Origin of the sequence: Lentzea sp. HUAS TT2 (genome assembly GCF_051853195.1) — a bacterium.
Taxonomy (GTDB): Bacteria; Actinomycetota; Actinomycetes; order Mycobacteriales; family Pseudonocardiaceae; genus Lentzea.
Genome location: NZ_CP196667.1, coordinates 7,711,502 through 7,725,146 on the forward strand (window position 1 = coordinate 7,711,502; position 13,645 = coordinate 7,725,146).

Genomic DNA, 13,645 nt, shown 5'->3' on the forward strand with positions numbered 1-13,645 from the left:
CGCGTCATGTGATGGCATCGAACGCCTCCAGCCGCCGCCCGCCACGCGCGGCGCACTCGAGCGCGGCCCGCACCCGGCGGGCGTCGACCGCGAGCAGGGCGGCGCACCCCACCACCGCGCCAGGGCCGAAACCTCGTCCGCGCACCAGCTTGCGCGCGTCGCTCTCCACGCGCGTCCACCAGTTCTCCTCGGCCTGCCACAGTTCATCGGGATCCGTGACACCCGCGAGCGCCCACGCCGCCTCGCCCGGCAACCGTGCGGCGAAGTCGGTGAGATCGAGCTGTCCGACGTCCCCCAGCAGCACCGAGCCGGGCACCGGGTGACCGAGCTGGAACCTCTCGCGCGCGACCAGCAGTGCCGCGCCTCCCGCTGCCCACTCCCGCGCCTGCGGCACACCACCTGCGACCCTCGACGCCCATCCGAGCTGCACGGAGGCGACGATCCGCCGTGGATCGGCGGTTCCCGGATCACCCCAGGGGGAGGCCGCGAGCGCGAGCTGCAGCTCCGCGAGCGACGACGTGGCGGCGAGCCGCGGCCACGCGGTGGCGAGCGTGCCGAGCCGGAAGGTCTCACCCGCCGCCGCGCCGGCCAGTGCGCGCACGTGCTCCACGACGTTGGCCACCTCGAACCACCCGGCGAGCAACCGGACCAGTTCGGCGCCCGCGCGCGGTTGCCATCCGGCGAGCACCCTCAGGTGCCACAGCAACGTCGCCGCCACACCGTGCTCGGCCCGCTCCAGCGACTGCCCGGCCCGCACGTCGCGCTGGTAGGGGCCGGCGGCGAGCAGCCCCGTCGCCTCCGCCGTGGACGAGCACCCGGCGATCTCCCGCGCGCCGACCGCGCCGGTCCGGCGCCGCAACAACGCCCGCGCGCGCACGCCTCCCGCGATCCACGCCGCGCTCATCGCTTCTCCGCATTCGCACGCGCGATGCCGCGCAGCGCCGTCGCTGCCGCACGGGCCACGTACTCGGGCATCAACGTCCTGGCGCGCTCGTGCATGCGGCGCGCGTGGTCCCGCGCGGCGTCGACGAGCAGTTCGCCATCGGGCGCCGCCTCCTCTCGTGCGCGCGCGGCTTCCTGTGACCGCACTTCCACGGCCTGGTCCCGTGCCGCGTCGACGAGCTCCTCCGCCTGATGGGCGGCCTGTTCCCGGATCCGGCGCGCCTCCTCGCGCGCGGCGGCGCGCAGGCGCCGCATCTCGTCCTCGGTGTCCGCGAGCAGCGCGAGCACCGGTTCGAGCTCCGTCGCCACCTCGGTCGCGCGATCGGCGGGCACCCCCGGCCGTGCCGCGGCGCCCGGTGTCCCCACCGGGCGGTAGCGCTGCAGGAGGTCGCGAAGGCCGGTCACCCCTCCATGCTGGCCACGCCGTCCCGCGGCCCGTCAGGGTCCTCCAACCCCACCGGGCCGGGACCAAGTCCCCTGCCCTCTTCGTCCATTGAGGACGGTGGGCGCCCTGCTGCCGCCGGGCGAGCAGGGGATGTCGAACGGCGAGAACCTCGACCTTCTCGTCACGCACCGGTCGATCTGCGGGTGGGCTCACCGGAAGAGCCCGGCGGGCGGTCGAGTGCCGCGCGTTCGCCCGTCTCGACGCCGTGCGGTCCGAACGGCGAGGACAGGCCGTTCGTCACTCGACCGGCAAGACGAACGACAGTGGTCCACACCCGCCACGTGGAGTCGGATGGAGTCATGACGACGACGAGAACGGGCGTGTTCGACCACGCCCTGGAGAGCGCTGACAAACTGGTGCGAGACGTCGCGGAGGCTTTTCCCACCGAAGACCGGAAGTTCGCGCACCGCGTGCTGCGCGCGTGGCTGCACCTGCTGCGGGACCGGTTGACCGTCGAGGTGAGCGCGCACTTCGCCGCACAGCTCCCGGAGCTGGTGCGCGGGATGTACTACGAGGGCTGGAACCCGAGCCGCGTGCCGGAGAAGTACGACGCCGAGCAGTGCGCCGCACGGTTGGCCGGCGAGGCGAACGTGGCGCGCAAGGACGTGACGACCGCGACGGCCGCGGTCGCCTCCGTGGTGCCGCACCACCTTTCCGACGGCATGCTGGACAAGGTGCTCGCGCACTTTCCCGAGGATGTCCGTCGCGTGCTCGCCCCGCTGCCGTGAACAGGCAGGCGCGGGAGGGCCTGTCCGCACCGTGCTGACGCCCGGCGGCTGAGCGTTCGCTGCGGTCGCAGCCACCACGTGGCCGCGGTGTACGCGACTCCGGCCGGACTCGTGCACGCGTCCAAGACCGGGTCGCGCGCACGGGTCCAGGGACCGCGCCATCGTCGTTCTCACGGACGAAGGTCACCGGGCGCGGCGCCGACGACCCGTTTCGGTCCGTTGGCGCCCCGCCTCGACGCGGGGAACGACGGGATCGGCACGACCGGAAGAGGGACAGCCGCTCGGTCGGGGCTCGCGGCCTCGCGGTCTCCCGGTCGCGCCGTGCCGGGGTCCGGCCGGAGGGATCCGGTCAGAAGATGACCTCGCAGTCGGACAGCGACTCGAAGCGGGAGTCGCAGCGGTCCGCGGGACCCGCGCCGCCGTCACCGACGTCCAGTCCCGACGGGTCGGTCAGGGTGTCGTTGCCCGCGTCACCGCTGACGACGTCGTTGCCGTCTCCTCCGTCGAGGTCGTCGACACCTGCCCCGCCGGTGAGCCGGTCGTTGCCGGCGCCACCGCTCATCCGGTCGGCGCCGCCCTGACCGTCAAGGGTGTCGTCGCCGTCACCGCCGGACACGGAGTCCGCCCCCGCACCGGCGTTGACGGTGTCGTCGCCCGCTCCGGCCTCGATGACGTCGGCCGCCTCGGCGCCGGTGAGCGTGTCGTTGCCCACTCCTCCGTCGAGGCGGTCGGGACCCTCGCCGCCGTTCAGCGTGTCGGCACCCGCCTCGCCGTTGAGGGTGTCCGCGCCGGCATCCCCGGCGGCCCAGTCGTTGCCCGCGCCGCCGAAGAACTCGTCGGCGCCTGCTCCCAGGCACGCGGTGTCGTTGCCGGCCATGCCGAACACGACGTCGTCACCGCCGAGTGCGACGAACACGTCCGGCCCGTTCGTGCCGAACAGCACGTCGTTGCCGTTGGTGCCCACCTGCGTGGCGGGAAGTCCGTTGCACGTGGGAGCAGGTTGCGCCGCCGCGGTGTGCACCGGCCAGAGCATCAGTCCCGCGGCCACCAGCAGCGGGGGAACGACCGACCTTCGAGATGTGTCCATGTCCGCAGTTTCTCGGCTCACGCCATGCCGAACCAAGGGGCCATGTCGAGGATCGGTTGCGGGACAACACTTTTCGCGTCTGGACGTCAGCGCGCGGATGGTGCGACTGTGACATCTGCGTCCGGCGCGCCGACGCGGTGCACAGTCTTCCCGCGAGTTCCCTGACGCACCAGGGACTTCCGCCTCAGGTCGATCGGCCGTCACCCGACATTTCCCGCGCAACGGGACCAAAGGCCCTGGGACGAGGGCACTTGCGTGCGCAAACCTCGACCACGGAGGTGCGCCGTGGACGCGAAGCTGTTCACCCGGGTTGTCCGGCAGGCCTTTCCCGGCCGCAACAGCCTCGCGACCGCGGGGGACCGCGTCGAGGGCGCTGTGCTCGTCGTGGTGGTGGCTGTCGTGCTGCTGGCCCTCCCGATCTCGGGTGCGGTGGGCTCGGAGTACTACGCCGCGCAGTCGATCCAGTCGGCGGGTGAGCGGCAGACGCGGCAGCAGGTGGCGGCCGTGCTGCTGGAGGACGCGCCGCCGGTGAGCGGGTTCGTGGACCCGGACGGGCCGGTGGAGTCCGCACTCGTGTTCGCGACGTGGCGCGGACCGGACGGCAAGCAGAGGCAGGGGGCCGTCCGGGCCGCTCACGGCCGCAAGGCCGGTGGGACCGTGCCGATCTGGGTGGATCAGGACGGCGTTCCCGCCGGGGCGGCGCTGACCACCGGAGGCGCCGTGGTCAAGGCGGTGGTGCTGGCGGTCGTGCTCTGGGCGGGGGTGTCGGCCGTGATGCTCGCGCTGTTCCTGGCGGTGCGGTGCACGCACAAGCGGCTCCGCGCCCGCCGGTGGGCGGTGGAGTGGGAACGGATCTCGTCGGACTGGACCGCACGCTGACGGCCCCAGGGGTGGCCGTCAGGAAGACAGCTCGGCCTGGACGGCGGTGGTGAGCGGGGCGACCGCGGCGGCGACGGCCGGGCTCAGGCCGGTGCCGAAACCGGTGTCGGTGATCTCCACCGCGTACACGACGAGATGTTCGGGCCGGCGGTCGAGCGCCTCGGCCAGTTCCACGGCCTCGGGCACCCCGAACCCGTGCGTGCTCGCCGCCGGGACGGTGCACGGCAGAGTCGTGCGGTGCCAACGGCCCGGTACCGCCGGCGTGCACCGCACCGCGTCCACGATCACGACGACGTCGGCGCCCTCCCAGGACTCCATGAGCCGGACGGGATCACCGTCGCTGAGCTCCGCGCGGACACCGAGGGCGGCCAGGGCACGCGCCACGGCCGGTCCGACGCCGTCGTCGCGGCGGTACTCGTTCCCCACCCCGATCACCACGCTGGTCACACCCGCTCCCTGGTGAAGTCGAGGAAGTGGGCGGAGCACGAGATGCACGGGTCGTAGTTGCGGATCGTCTGCTCGCACAACGACTGCAGCGCGTGGTCGTCGAGGTGCTGGTGCGTGCGCACGACGTGGGTCACGTCCGCCTCGATAGCGGTCTGGTTCTGCGAGGTGGGCGGCACGATGTCCGCGCTGAGGATCCGGCCCTCCGGGCCCAGCTCGTACCGGTGGTAGAGCAGGCCGCGCGGCGCCTCGGTGACGCCGTGCCCGATCGCGGCACGGGGAGCGACCTCGACGCTCGGGGATTCCGGCCGCTCGTAGGCGGAGATGATCCGCAGGGCCTCCTCGACGGCGTACACCACCTCGACGGCGCGCACGACGATGCCGCGGAACGGGTTGCGGCACACCGGACCGAGCCCGGCCGCATCGGCGGCCTGCCGCGCGACGGGGGACAGGCGGTCGTGGTTGAGGCTGTACCTGGCCAGGGGGCCGACGAGGAACACCTCGCCGTCGAGCCGGGCGTGCAGCGCCGTCGAGTGCGGGACCTGGTGCTCCACCACGTGATCGCCGAACTCGGCGACGGGGAAGGCGAGCCCGGTGCTGACGTGCGGCGTGCCGCGGTCGAGCGGATAGCCGTCGGTGTCGCGCAACGCCAGCAGGTCGTGCGGCACCTCGACGTCCGGGAAGTCGAACCCGGCGACCCAGCTGACGGTCGCGAGCGCGTCGTCCAGCGCCCGGCGCAGCGTCTCGGCCAGGGGTCGCAGCTCCGCGGCGGTGGGCACCCGGTAGAACCCGCCGATCCGCACGTTGACGGGGTGGATGGCGCGCCCGCCGACCAGGTCCATGATCTGGTTGCCCGCCTTCTTCAGCGCCAGCCCCCGTTCGACCAGCGGCCGGTGCTCGCGCGCCATCGCGATGCCGTCCGGGAAGCCGAGGAAGTCCGGTGCGTGCAGGAGGTACATGTGCAGGGAGTGGCTTGAGATCCACTCTCCGCAGTACAACAGCCGGCGCAGCAGCCGCAGCGTGCCGCCGACCTCGACGCCGCACGCGTCCTCGATCGCCAGGCACGCGCTCATCTGGTACGCCACCGGGCAGATGCCGCAGATGCGCGCGGTGATGTCCGGTGGCTCGCGGAAGCCGCGGCCCCGCAGGAACGCCTCGAAGAACCGCGGCGGCTCGTAGATGTTGAGCTCGACCCGGTCCACCTCGCCGCCGACGGTGCGTACGTGCAGCGCGCCCTCGCCCTCGACCCTGGCCAGACCCGCGACCTGCAGGGTGCGGTTCGCGCGATGCGTCATGTCCACTCCGCGTTGGCGTTGAAGGTGCGGAACACCATCTCCAGCTCGTCGTCGCCGAGCCCGCTGCGCCGCAGCAACGGCACGAGCGCGGGCACGTTCGGTTGCTTCATGGGGCCGAAACAGCCGTAGCAGCCCCGATTCACCGCGGGGCACAGCGCGCCGCAGCCGGCGTGCGTCACGGGGCCCAGGCACGGCGTGTTCCGCGCGACCAGCACGCAGGTGAGTCCGCGTCGCTTGCACTCGGTGCACACGCTGGTGTCGGGAAGGTCGGGCGCCCGTCCGGCGAGCAGTGCCGTGAGCACCTCCAGCAGCTGCCCCTTGTCGATCGGGCACCCGCGCAGCTCGTGGTCGACGGTGACGTGGTCGGAGATCGGCGTGGAGGTGGCGAGCGCGGTGATGTGCTCTGGCCGGGCGTAGACGATCGAGCGGAACTCGTCGACGTCGGCGAAGTTCCGCAACGCCTGTATGCCACCGGAGGACGCGCACGCGCCCACGACCACCAGTACCGCGGACTGCTCGCGGATCCACCGGATCCGTTCGGCCTCCTCGGGTGTCGTCACCGATCCCTCGACGATCGAGATGTCGTACGGACCCGGTTCGCTGACACTGGTCACTTCGAGGAAGTGCGCTATCCGGACGTGGTCCGTCAACGGCAGCAGCTCGTCCTCGCAGTCGAGCAACGTCAGCTGACAGCCGTCGCAGGAGGTGAACTTCCACACCGCGATGGTCGGCATCACAACTCCTTCGCCAGCAGCAGAGGTTCGGCGACCGGGTAGCCGGTGACCGGCCCGTCCCGGCACACCAGCAGCGGGCCGAGCTGACAGTGCCCGCACAGCGCGACACCGCACTGCATGTTGCGTTCCAGCGACACCTGGATGTTCTCGGGTGGCACGCCCCGCCCGAGCAACGTCCTGGCGCAGAAGCGCATCATCGGTTCCGGTCCGCACAACAGCGCCGTCGTGCGGCCGGGGTCGAGCGGGATCGACGCCAGCGGCTCGGTGACGAAGCCGATCCGCCCGTGCCAGTCGTGGTCGCCGCGGTCGACGGTCAGCACCACGTCCACATCGGACAGCCGCGCGAGCTCGTCCGCGTACAGGAGATCTCGCGGCGTCCTGGCACCCGCGACGAGCACGGTGCGCCTGGTGGGGTGGCTCAGCACGGGCCGCAACGGGGCCAGGCCGATGCCACCCGCGACGACGAGCAGGTCCTCGGCGTCGTCGAGCCGCCAGGCCGTGCCGAACGGGCCGCGCACGCCGAGCACCGTTCCCGGCTGGGCGTCGTGTAACGCACGGCTGACCGCGCCGACCGCGCGCACGGTGTGCAGCAGCGTGCCGTCATCGGGGATCCCGCTGATGGAGATCGGCACCTCGCCCACGCCGTGCGCGTAGAGCATCGCGAACTGACCGGGCCGGAACGCGGGCAGCGACTCTCCGACCGGCCGCAGCGCCAGCGTCACGGAGTCGTGCGTCTCGACTGTGCGCGTCACGACCCGGTAGGGGACCGGAACCCAGGTCATGAGGGGTTCCGGTAGAGGTCGAGCAGCCTGATCCTGGTCGCCTGCAATCGGTTCAGCAACGCCTCGAGCAGGATCAGCGCCAGCTGGTAGCCCAGCGCCGGATCACCCTCGGCGAGCGAGCGCAGCGCGGCGGTGTCCACCACCACCGCCCGGGTCGGCGACACCGCCGTGGCGCCGAAGTGCCAGCGATAGGGCGGCACGAGCCACGACAGGCCGATGAGCTCACCCGGCCCGATGCTCTGCAACACGACGAGATCGCGGGGCGGGACGAGCGCGTCGAGCATCACGCACCCGGACAGCACCACCCAGCACTGGTCGGCCAGACCTCCTTCGTCGAACAGGCGCGTGCCCGCGTCGTAGGACTTGATCTGGCTGACCCCCGCGATCGCGGCACGTTGCGTGTGCGACAGGTTCGCGAGCAGCGGGAGGGCGTCGAGGCTGGTAGCCGGCGTTGTCATCATCGTTCACCCCGTGCGTCGTGGTCGCGGCCGAGAGCAGCGGCCTCTTCGGTGATGTCGATCCCGGCCGGGCACCAGGCGATGCACCGTCCACAACCGACACACCCGGACGTGCCGAACTGGTCGTGCCACGTGCCGAGCTTGTGCGTCATCCACTGCCGGTACCGCGCCGCGCCGGACGCGCGCACGGCGCCGCCGTGCAGGTAGGAGAAGTCGATCTCGAAGCAGGACGCCCAGCGCTGGGAGCGTTCCGCGCCGCCGTGCAGGTCCGTGGTGTCCTCGACGGAGACGCAGAAGCACGTGGGGCACACCATCGTGCAGTTGCCGCAGGTGAGACAGCGCTCCGCGACGCTCTCCCAGTGGCCGGAGTCCCGGCTGGCGGCGAGCAGGTCGCGCAGGTCCAGTTCGGGCATGGCCCGGCCCATCCGCCCTGCCGCCGCCGCGACGTCCTGTTCGGCCGTCGTGACGTCCTCGGTGGTGGCCGGGCGAGCGGGTACGCGGGCGAGCACGTCGGCGCCGCCGGTCGTGCCGGAGGTGGCGAGGAACCGGTGGCCGGCGGAGTCGATCCGCTCGGTCAGCGCGATGTCGTAGCCCTGGCCGGCACCGGGGCCGCAGCCCATCGACGAGCAGAAGCACACCTCGCCGGGTTCGGTGCACTGCGCCGCCACCACGAAAGGCGCCCGGCCCCCGACGATCTGCCGGAGCTTCGCGATCGCGGCGAGGTCGCACGGCCGCACACCGAGGAACGCGTAGTCCGGCGTGGGCACCTCCGCGGCGTGGAATCCGTTGCTGTCGCTGGAGACCAGTGCGCGGCGCGGTGGGTGCAGGAACGACTTCCACGACTGCGGTCCAGCCGAGTGCCCGAAGACCGCGTCGTCCTGCCTCCGGCGCACCCGGTAGTGACCGGGACCCGTCTCGACGCCCCAGCCGCTCGGCAGGTCCGCGGCGGACGTCAGCTCGGCGAGCGTGATCGCGTCGTCCTGGTGCACGGGACCGACGACCGTCCGGCCGTCCTCGCGGAGCGCGCCGATGAGCGCGTCGAGTCCGGTGAAGTCCAGTACCACGTCCATGGCGGTCCTCCTCGGGGCTTCTCCTCCATCGTCACGACGAGCGGTCGCCGCTCCCAGTGACGAAAGGCCCGCGCGGCGCGGCGCTTCGGTCCTGGAAGCACGCCCTGTCAGCAGATCCGGGGCAGCTGTTCGCCGACCAGCACGTCCACCACGCGGGACGACCCGACCAGGGTGCGTGCGAGGACCCGCCCCGGTACCCCGTGCGTCACCTCGCCGATGACGGTGGTGTCCACGCCCTCCGGCAGGCCGCGCATCGCCTTCACCACGGCGTCGGCGGCGTCCGGTGCCACGAAGGCCACCAGGCAGCCCTCGTTGGCCACGTGCCACGGGTCCAGGCCGAGCAGGTCGCAGGCCGCGGCCACGGACCGGGGCACCGGCACCCGCGACTCGACGACCTCCACGCACACCCCGGACGCCGCGGCGATCTCGTTGAGCGAGCCGGCCAGACCGCCGCGCGTGGGGTCGCGCAACGCGTGCACGCCGGCGCCGCCCGCGCGGATCATCGCGGCGACGAGCTCGTGCAGCGGCTGGGTGTCGGACCAGACGTCCGCCTCGAAGCCGAGTCCCTCGCGGGCACTGAGGATCGAGACGCCGTGCAGCCCGATCGGCCCGGACACCAGCACGACGTCACCGGGGACCGCGCTCGCCGCGGAAGGCCACGCGTCACGCAGCCGGACGCCGACACCGGTGGTGGTGATGTAGAGGCCGTCGGCGGCACCACGCCCCACGACCTTCGTGTCGCCGGTGACGATCGGGACGTTCGCCGCACGCGCGGCGGCCGCGGCGGAGTGCGTGATGGCGCGCAGTTCCGAGATCGGCAGGCCTTCCTCGATGATGTAGGCCAGGCTCAGCGCGACCGGGCGGGCGCCGCGCATGGCGAGGTCGTTCACGGTGCCGTGCACGGCGAGTGAGCCGATGTCGCCGCCGGGGAAGAACCGCGGCGTCACGACGTAGCTGTCGGTGCTGAACACCTGGTCCAGCCCGATCAGCGCGGCGTCCTCCATCGGCTCGGTGAGGCCGAGTTCGGGGGCTATGACGTCGGCGAGGAGTTCGGCCATGAGCTGACCGCCGGAGCCGTGGCCCAGCAGGACGCGTTCGGTCTCCACTCGCGGGACGGGGCAGGAAAGGCTCATCGGTGCTCCACGGTGAGTGTGCGGCCGGCGTTGAAGAACGCCGAACAGGTGCCCTCGCTGGACACCATCGGTGCGCCCAGGGGGTTTCTCGGGGTGCAGGTACGTCCGTACGCGACGCAGTCGGTCGGCACGCGGGTGCCGCGCAGGACGTCGCCCGCGATGCAGTCGGGCGACTCGCGGGTGACGAGATCGCCGATGTCGAAACGGAGTTCCGCGTCGTAGCGGGAGAACTCGGCGCGCAGCACCAGCCCGCTGCGCGGGATCGGGCCGATGCCGCGCCAGGTCCGGTCGCTCACCTGGAACACCCGGCGCATCGCCTCCTGCGCAGCCGGGTTGCCGGACCGGCGCACGGCGCGGGCGTACTGGTTCTCGACCTCGGCACGGCCCTCTTCCAGCTGCCGCACGGCCATCAGGACGCCTTCCAGCAGGTCCAGCGGCTCGAACCCGGTCACCACGACCGGCACGCGGTAGGTGTCCGCGATCGGCTCGTACTCCGTCCAGCCCATGACCGCGCAGACGTGCCCGGCCGCGAGGAACGCCTGCACCTGCGTGTCCGGGTCGTCCATGAGCGCGGTGATCGCCGGCGGCACCAGCACGTGGCTCACCAGCACGCTGAAGTTGGCCACCCCGGACGCCGCGGCGTGCAGCACCGCCATCGCGTTGGCCGGTGCGGTGGTCTCGAAACCGACCGCGAGGAACACCACCTGCCGGTCGGGGTTCTCCCGCGCGATGCGCACCGCGTCCAGTGGCGTGTACACCACCCGCACGTCCGCGCCCCTGGCCCTGAGCGCCAGCAGGTCGCCGGACGTGCCCGGCACGCGGAGCATGTCGCCGTAGCTGGTGAAGACCACGTCCGGTCGTGCCGCGATGGCGAGCGCCTTGTCGATGGTCTCCAGCGGTGTCACGCACACGGGGCAGCCCGGTCCGTGGATCATCCGGATGCCGGCGGGCAGCAGTTCGTCGATGCCCTGCCGCACGATCGTGTGCGTCTGACCGCCGCAGACCTCCATGATCGTCCACGGGGTCGTGGCGGTGGCGCGCAACTCGGCCAGCAGACGCCGTGCCAGCACGGGATCGCGGTACTCCTCCAGGTGTTTCACGGCCCCAGCTCCGTTTCGATCGCGTCCGGCATGGCGCGCAGCACGGCCAGCGTCTTCGCCGCCTCGTCCTCGTCGACGACGCTGATCGCGAAACCGACGTGGACGATCACGTAGCAGCCGACCTGCGCCTCCGGGGTGTACGCGAGGCACACCGGTCTGCGCAGACCGTCGAAGTCGACGACGCCCGTGCGGGGCTCGTCGTTGTCGGCGACGCTCACGATCCGGCCCGGAATTCCCAAGCACATCAGCATTCCCCTCCCGACAGCAGCGCCGCCGCCACGGCGGCCTGCCCGTAGCCGATCCCGCCGTCGTTGACCGGCACGCGTTCGCCGACGAGCACGCGGAAGCCGTCGAGCCCGAGGGCCACCTCGTCGACGAGCCTGCGGTTCTGGAACACCCCGCCGCCCAGGCACACCGTCCTGATCCCGCCCGCCACCTCGCGCACCAGCGCCGCGGTGACCTCCGCGACGGTGGTGTGGAACCGCGCGGCGGCGACGCCGGCCGGATCGCCGGACGTGACGAGGTCGCGCAACGTGGGCACCGGGTCGTACACCCACATCCCGTCGCGCCGGTGCAGCTTCCAGTCCAGTGCCGGACCGGAGTGCCCCGAGGCGGCCGACTCCAGCAGCACGGCGGCTTCTCCCTCATAGGAGTTCTCGTCGCACAGGCCCAGCAACGACGCCGCGGCGTCGAAGAGCCTGCCCGCGCTGGACGCGAGCGGACTGTTGACCCGCCGCTCGATCATGCGCCGCACGAGACCGGTGTCCGGCGCCGGACGGAGGTCCGGAATGGACGGTGCGCCGAAGTCCTCCGCGCCGTGGAGGTAACCCAGCGCCATCCTGGCGGGCCGGCGCACCGCGACCTCGCCACCGGGCAGCGGGGCGCGGCCGAACCTGGCCACCCGCCGGTAGTCCCGGTAGGTGGTCAGGAAGATCTCACCACCCCACAACGTGCCGTCGTCGCCCAGGCCCAGTCCGTCGTAGGCGACACCGACGAACCGGCCTCGCACACCGTGTTCCGCCGCGGTCGCCGCGACGTGCGCGTGGTGGTGCTGCACGGGAATGCGGCGATCCCGCGGCCACCGCTCGGCGTACCGGGTCGAGAGGTAGCGGGGATGCAGGTCGTGGGCACACCACTCCGGCTGCACGCGCTGCCACCGGCACAGTGTCTCCACCGTGCTCTCGAACGCGCTGAGCGTCTCGGCGTTCTCCAGGTCACCGGTGTGCGGCCCGAGCGTCGCGCGGTCGCCCGTCACGAGCGCGGCGGTGTGCTTGAGCTGCGCGCCCAGCGCCAGCACGGGAGCCGGTGACGACACGGGCAAGGGCATCGGCTCTGGCGCGAAACCCCTGGCCCTGCGCACCATCCGTCCGGCGCGGACGACCGAGTCGTCGTAGCGCGCCAGGATCGGCCGGTCGTGCGCGAGGAGGCCGTCCACCAGCGGCCCCAGCCTCGACTCCGCCTCGTCGTCGTGGATCTCGATGGGCGCGCCGGAGAGGTTGCCGCTGGTCACCACGAGCGGACGGGCGAGGTCGTGCAGAAGCAGGTGGTGCAGGGGGCTGTAGGGCAGGAAGAGCCCGACGTCCATGCCTCCGGTGCGCGACGGCACCACGACGATCGGTGCGGCGGGGGACTGCAGCAGCCCGGCCGCCTGATCGTCCACATCGGACAAATCGCGTGCCTGCGCGAGGTCGCGCACCATCACGGCGAACGGCTTGCGCGGCCGGTGTTTCAGCTCGCGGAGCCGGTCGACTGCCTGCTCGTCCCCGGCAGCGCAGACCAGCTGGTAGCCGCCGTTGCCCTTGACCGCGACGACACCACCTCGCGCGATGGTCCCGGTGGCCAGGCGCAACGCCTCGTCACCGGTCACGTCACCCCAGCGCAGCCGGGGACCGCAGGCAGGGCACGCCACCGGCTCCGCGTGGAACCGGCGGTCGGCCGGATCGTGGTACTCGTCGGAACACAGTGCGCACAGCGGAAAGCCGCGCATGGTCGTGCGGGATCGGTCGTAGGGCACCGACTCGACGATCGTCGCCCGCGGACCGCAGTCGGTGCAGTTGACGAACGGGTACCGGTAGCGGCGATCACCGGGGTCGAACAGCTCCGCCACGCAGGCGTCGCAGGTCGCGAGATCGGGAACGATGGCGCGCGGGCCGTCCGCGAACCCGCTGTCCCGCACGACGAACCCGGAATGGCCGACGTCGGCCGCAGGGGTGACCGTGACGCGGTCGACGCGCGCATGGCGTGGCGCGCGCTCGTGCAGCGCCTGCCGGAACTCGCCGAGCGCGTCGGGCGGTCCGGAGGCGGTGATCACGACGTACCCACCGACGTTGCGGACGTCGCCGCGCAGGCCGAGCTCGGTCGCGAGGCGGAACACGTGCGGACGGAACCCGACACCCTGCACGGTGCCGTGCACCTCGATGCGTTCGGTCGTGATCACAGCCGCTGCTCCCGCTGTCGCGATGGCCTGCCCGCTCCCCATGAACCTCACATCGGGAGCACGGTGCGGGGCAGGGGCCTAGGTCCCCGGAGGGCAGGGACCGTTGTGGCG

General features: G+C 72.3%; 16 protein-coding genes. 2 read left to right on the forward strand and 14 right to left on the reverse strand.

What is annotated here, in order from left to right:
• Window positions 1-4 precede the first annotated feature (4 nt).
• The 3 genes from ACSHWB_RS36690 to ACSHWB_RS36700 all read right to left on the reverse strand — a co-directional run bounded on the left by ACSHWB_RS36690 (window position 5) and on the right by ACSHWB_RS36700 (window position 1,688).
• Window positions 5-904 (reverse strand): hypothetical protein, encoded by a 900-nt coding sequence (locus ACSHWB_RS36690; RefSeq protein WP_439657898.1) that lies wholly within the window; start codon window positions 902-904, stop codon window positions 5-7.
• Window positions 901-1,347 carry a hypothetical protein gene (locus ACSHWB_RS36695; protein ID WP_439657899.1) on the reverse strand — a complete coding sequence of 149 codons (447 nt, stop codon included), beginning with the start codon at window positions 1,345-1,347 and terminating at the stop codon, window positions 901-903. The genes ACSHWB_RS36690 and ACSHWB_RS36695 overlap by 4 nt, the downstream gene beginning before the upstream one ends.
• 161 nt (window positions 1,348-1,508) lie before the next feature.
• Window positions 1,509-1,688 (reverse strand): hypothetical protein, encoded by a 180-nt coding sequence (locus tag ACSHWB_RS36700; RefSeq protein WP_439657900.1) that lies wholly within the window; start codon window positions 1,686-1,688, stop codon window positions 1,509-1,511.
• Here ACSHWB_RS36700 and ACSHWB_RS36705 point away from each other — a divergent pair.
• Window positions 1,687-2,115, forward strand: a complete 429-nt coding sequence (locus ACSHWB_RS36705; protein ID WP_439657901.1) for a DUF2267 domain-containing protein — start codon at window positions 1,687-1,689, stop codon at window positions 2,113-2,115. The genes ACSHWB_RS36700 and ACSHWB_RS36705 overlap by 2 nt on opposite strands.
• A gap of 349 nt (window positions 2,116-2,464) precedes the next feature.
• On the opposite strand, the gene ACSHWB_RS36710 is transcribed toward ACSHWB_RS36705, so the two are convergent.
• On the reverse strand, window positions 2,465-3,202 hold the full coding sequence (locus ACSHWB_RS36710; protein WP_439657902.1) for a calcium-binding protein: 738 nt from the start codon (window positions 3,200-3,202) through the stop codon (window positions 2,465-2,467).
• A 285-nt stretch (window positions 3,203-3,487) separates the two neighbouring features.
• Between ACSHWB_RS36710 and ACSHWB_RS36715 the strand changes: the two genes are divergently transcribed.
• Entirely contained in the window at window positions 3,488-4,081 is a 594-nt protein-coding gene (locus tag ACSHWB_RS36715) for an Rv1733c family protein (protein ID WP_439657903.1), read from the forward strand.
• 18 nt (window positions 4,082-4,099) lie between these two features.
• Here the strand turns inward: ACSHWB_RS36715 and ACSHWB_RS36720 are convergent, their stop codons facing one another.
• The 10 genes from ACSHWB_RS36720 to hypF form a co-directional block, all read right to left on the reverse strand.
• Window positions 4,100-4,528, reverse strand: a complete 429-nt coding sequence (locus ACSHWB_RS36720; protein WP_439657904.1) for a hydrogenase maturation protease — start codon at window positions 4,526-4,528, stop codon at window positions 4,100-4,102.
• On the reverse strand, window positions 4,525-5,820 hold the full coding sequence (locus ACSHWB_RS36725; RefSeq protein ID WP_439657905.1) for a Ni/Fe hydrogenase subunit alpha: 1,296 nt from the start codon (window positions 5,818-5,820) through the stop codon (window positions 4,525-4,527). Before ACSHWB_RS36725 ends, ACSHWB_RS36720 begins: the two co-directional genes overlap by 4 nt.
• Window positions 5,817-6,554, reverse strand: coding sequence for an oxidoreductase (locus tag ACSHWB_RS36730; protein ID WP_439657906.1), 738 nt, complete (start codon window positions 6,552-6,554; stop codon window positions 5,817-5,819). Before ACSHWB_RS36730 ends, ACSHWB_RS36725 begins: the two co-directional genes overlap by 4 nt.
• Complete coding sequence (locus ACSHWB_RS36735; protein WP_439657907.1) at window positions 6,554-7,336, reverse strand: FAD/NAD(P)-binding protein; 783 nt, start codon at window positions 7,334-7,336, stop codon at window positions 6,554-6,556. The genes ACSHWB_RS36730 and ACSHWB_RS36735 overlap by 1 nt, the downstream gene beginning before the upstream one ends.
• Window positions 7,333-7,797: a Crp/Fnr family transcriptional regulator gene (locus tag ACSHWB_RS36740; protein WP_439657908.1), complete on the reverse strand. Its 465-nt coding sequence runs from the start codon at window positions 7,795-7,797 to the stop codon at window positions 7,333-7,335. Before ACSHWB_RS36740 ends, ACSHWB_RS36735 begins: the two co-directional genes overlap by 4 nt.
• Window positions 7,794-8,864: a 4Fe-4S dicluster domain-containing protein gene (locus tag ACSHWB_RS36745; protein WP_439657909.1), complete on the reverse strand. Its 1,071-nt coding sequence runs from the start codon at window positions 8,862-8,864 to the stop codon at window positions 7,794-7,796. Before ACSHWB_RS36745 ends, ACSHWB_RS36740 begins: the two co-directional genes overlap by 4 nt.
• Window positions 8,865-8,971: 107 nt before the next feature.
• Window positions 8,972-9,997 carry a hydrogenase expression/formation protein HypE gene (hypE, locus tag ACSHWB_RS36750; RefSeq protein ID WP_439657910.1) on the reverse strand — a complete coding sequence of 342 codons (1,026 nt, stop codon included), beginning with the start codon at window positions 9,995-9,997 and terminating at the stop codon, window positions 8,972-8,974.
• On the reverse strand, window positions 9,994-11,097 hold the full coding sequence (gene hypD / locus ACSHWB_RS36755; protein ID WP_439657911.1) for a hydrogenase formation protein HypD: 1,104 nt from the start codon (window positions 11,095-11,097) through the stop codon (window positions 9,994-9,996). The genes hypE and hypD overlap by 4 nt, the downstream gene beginning before the upstream one ends.
• On the reverse strand, window positions 11,094-11,342 hold the full coding sequence (locus ACSHWB_RS36760; RefSeq protein ID WP_439657912.1) for a HypC/HybG/HupF family hydrogenase formation chaperone: 249 nt from the start codon (window positions 11,340-11,342) through the stop codon (window positions 11,094-11,096). Before ACSHWB_RS36760 ends, hypD begins: the two co-directional genes overlap by 4 nt.
• Window positions 11,342-13,534: a carbamoyltransferase HypF gene (gene hypF, locus ACSHWB_RS36765; RefSeq protein WP_439657913.1), complete on the reverse strand. Its 2,193-nt coding sequence runs from the start codon at window positions 13,532-13,534 to the stop codon at window positions 11,342-11,344. Before hypF ends, ACSHWB_RS36760 begins: the two co-directional genes overlap by 1 nt.
• Window positions 13,535-13,645 lie beyond the last annotated feature (111 nt).

Bases quoted from the DNA above. Each gene is read 5' to 3' on its own strand.
- ACSHWB_RS36705 (WP_439657901.1), top strand. From the start codon at position 1,687: ATGACGACGACGAGAACGGGCGTGTTCGACCACGCCCTGGAGAGCGCT.
- hypE (WP_439657910.1), bottom strand. From the start codon at position 9,997: ATGAGCCTTTCCTGCCCCGTCCCGCGAGTGGAGACCGAACGCGTCCTG.
- ACSHWB_RS36710 (WP_439657902.1), bottom strand. From the start codon at position 3,202: ATGGACACATCTCGAAGGTCGGTCGTTCCCCCGCTGCTGGTGGCCGCG.
- ACSHWB_RS36700 (WP_439657900.1), bottom strand. From the start codon at position 1,688: ATGACTCCATCCGACTCCACGTGGCGGGTGTGGACCACTGTCGTTCGT.
- ACSHWB_RS36760 (WP_439657912.1), bottom strand. From the start codon at position 11,342: ATGTGCTTGGGAATTCCGGGCCGGATCGTGAGCGTCGCCGACAACGAC.
- ACSHWB_RS36725 (WP_439657905.1), bottom strand. From the start codon at position 5,820: ATGACGCATCGCGCGAACCGCACCCTGCAGGTCGCGGGTCTGGCCAGG.
- ACSHWB_RS36690 (WP_439657898.1), bottom strand. From the start codon at position 904: ATGAGCGCGGCGTGGATCGCGGGAGGCGTGCGCGCGCGGGCGTTGTTG.
- ACSHWB_RS36735 (WP_439657907.1), bottom strand. From the start codon at position 7,336: ATGACCTGGGTTCCGGTCCCCTACCGGGTCGTGACGCGCACAGTCGAG.
- ACSHWB_RS36740 (WP_439657908.1), bottom strand. From the start codon at position 7,797: ATGATGACAACGCCGGCTACCAGCCTCGACGCCCTCCCGCTGCTCGCG.
- ACSHWB_RS36730 (WP_439657906.1), bottom strand. From the start codon at position 6,554: ATGCCGACCATCGCGGTGTGGAAGTTCACCTCCTGCGACGGCTGTCAG.
- ACSHWB_RS36745 (WP_439657909.1), bottom strand. From the start codon at position 8,864: ATGGACGTGGTACTGGACTTCACCGGACTCGACGCGCTCATCGGCGCG.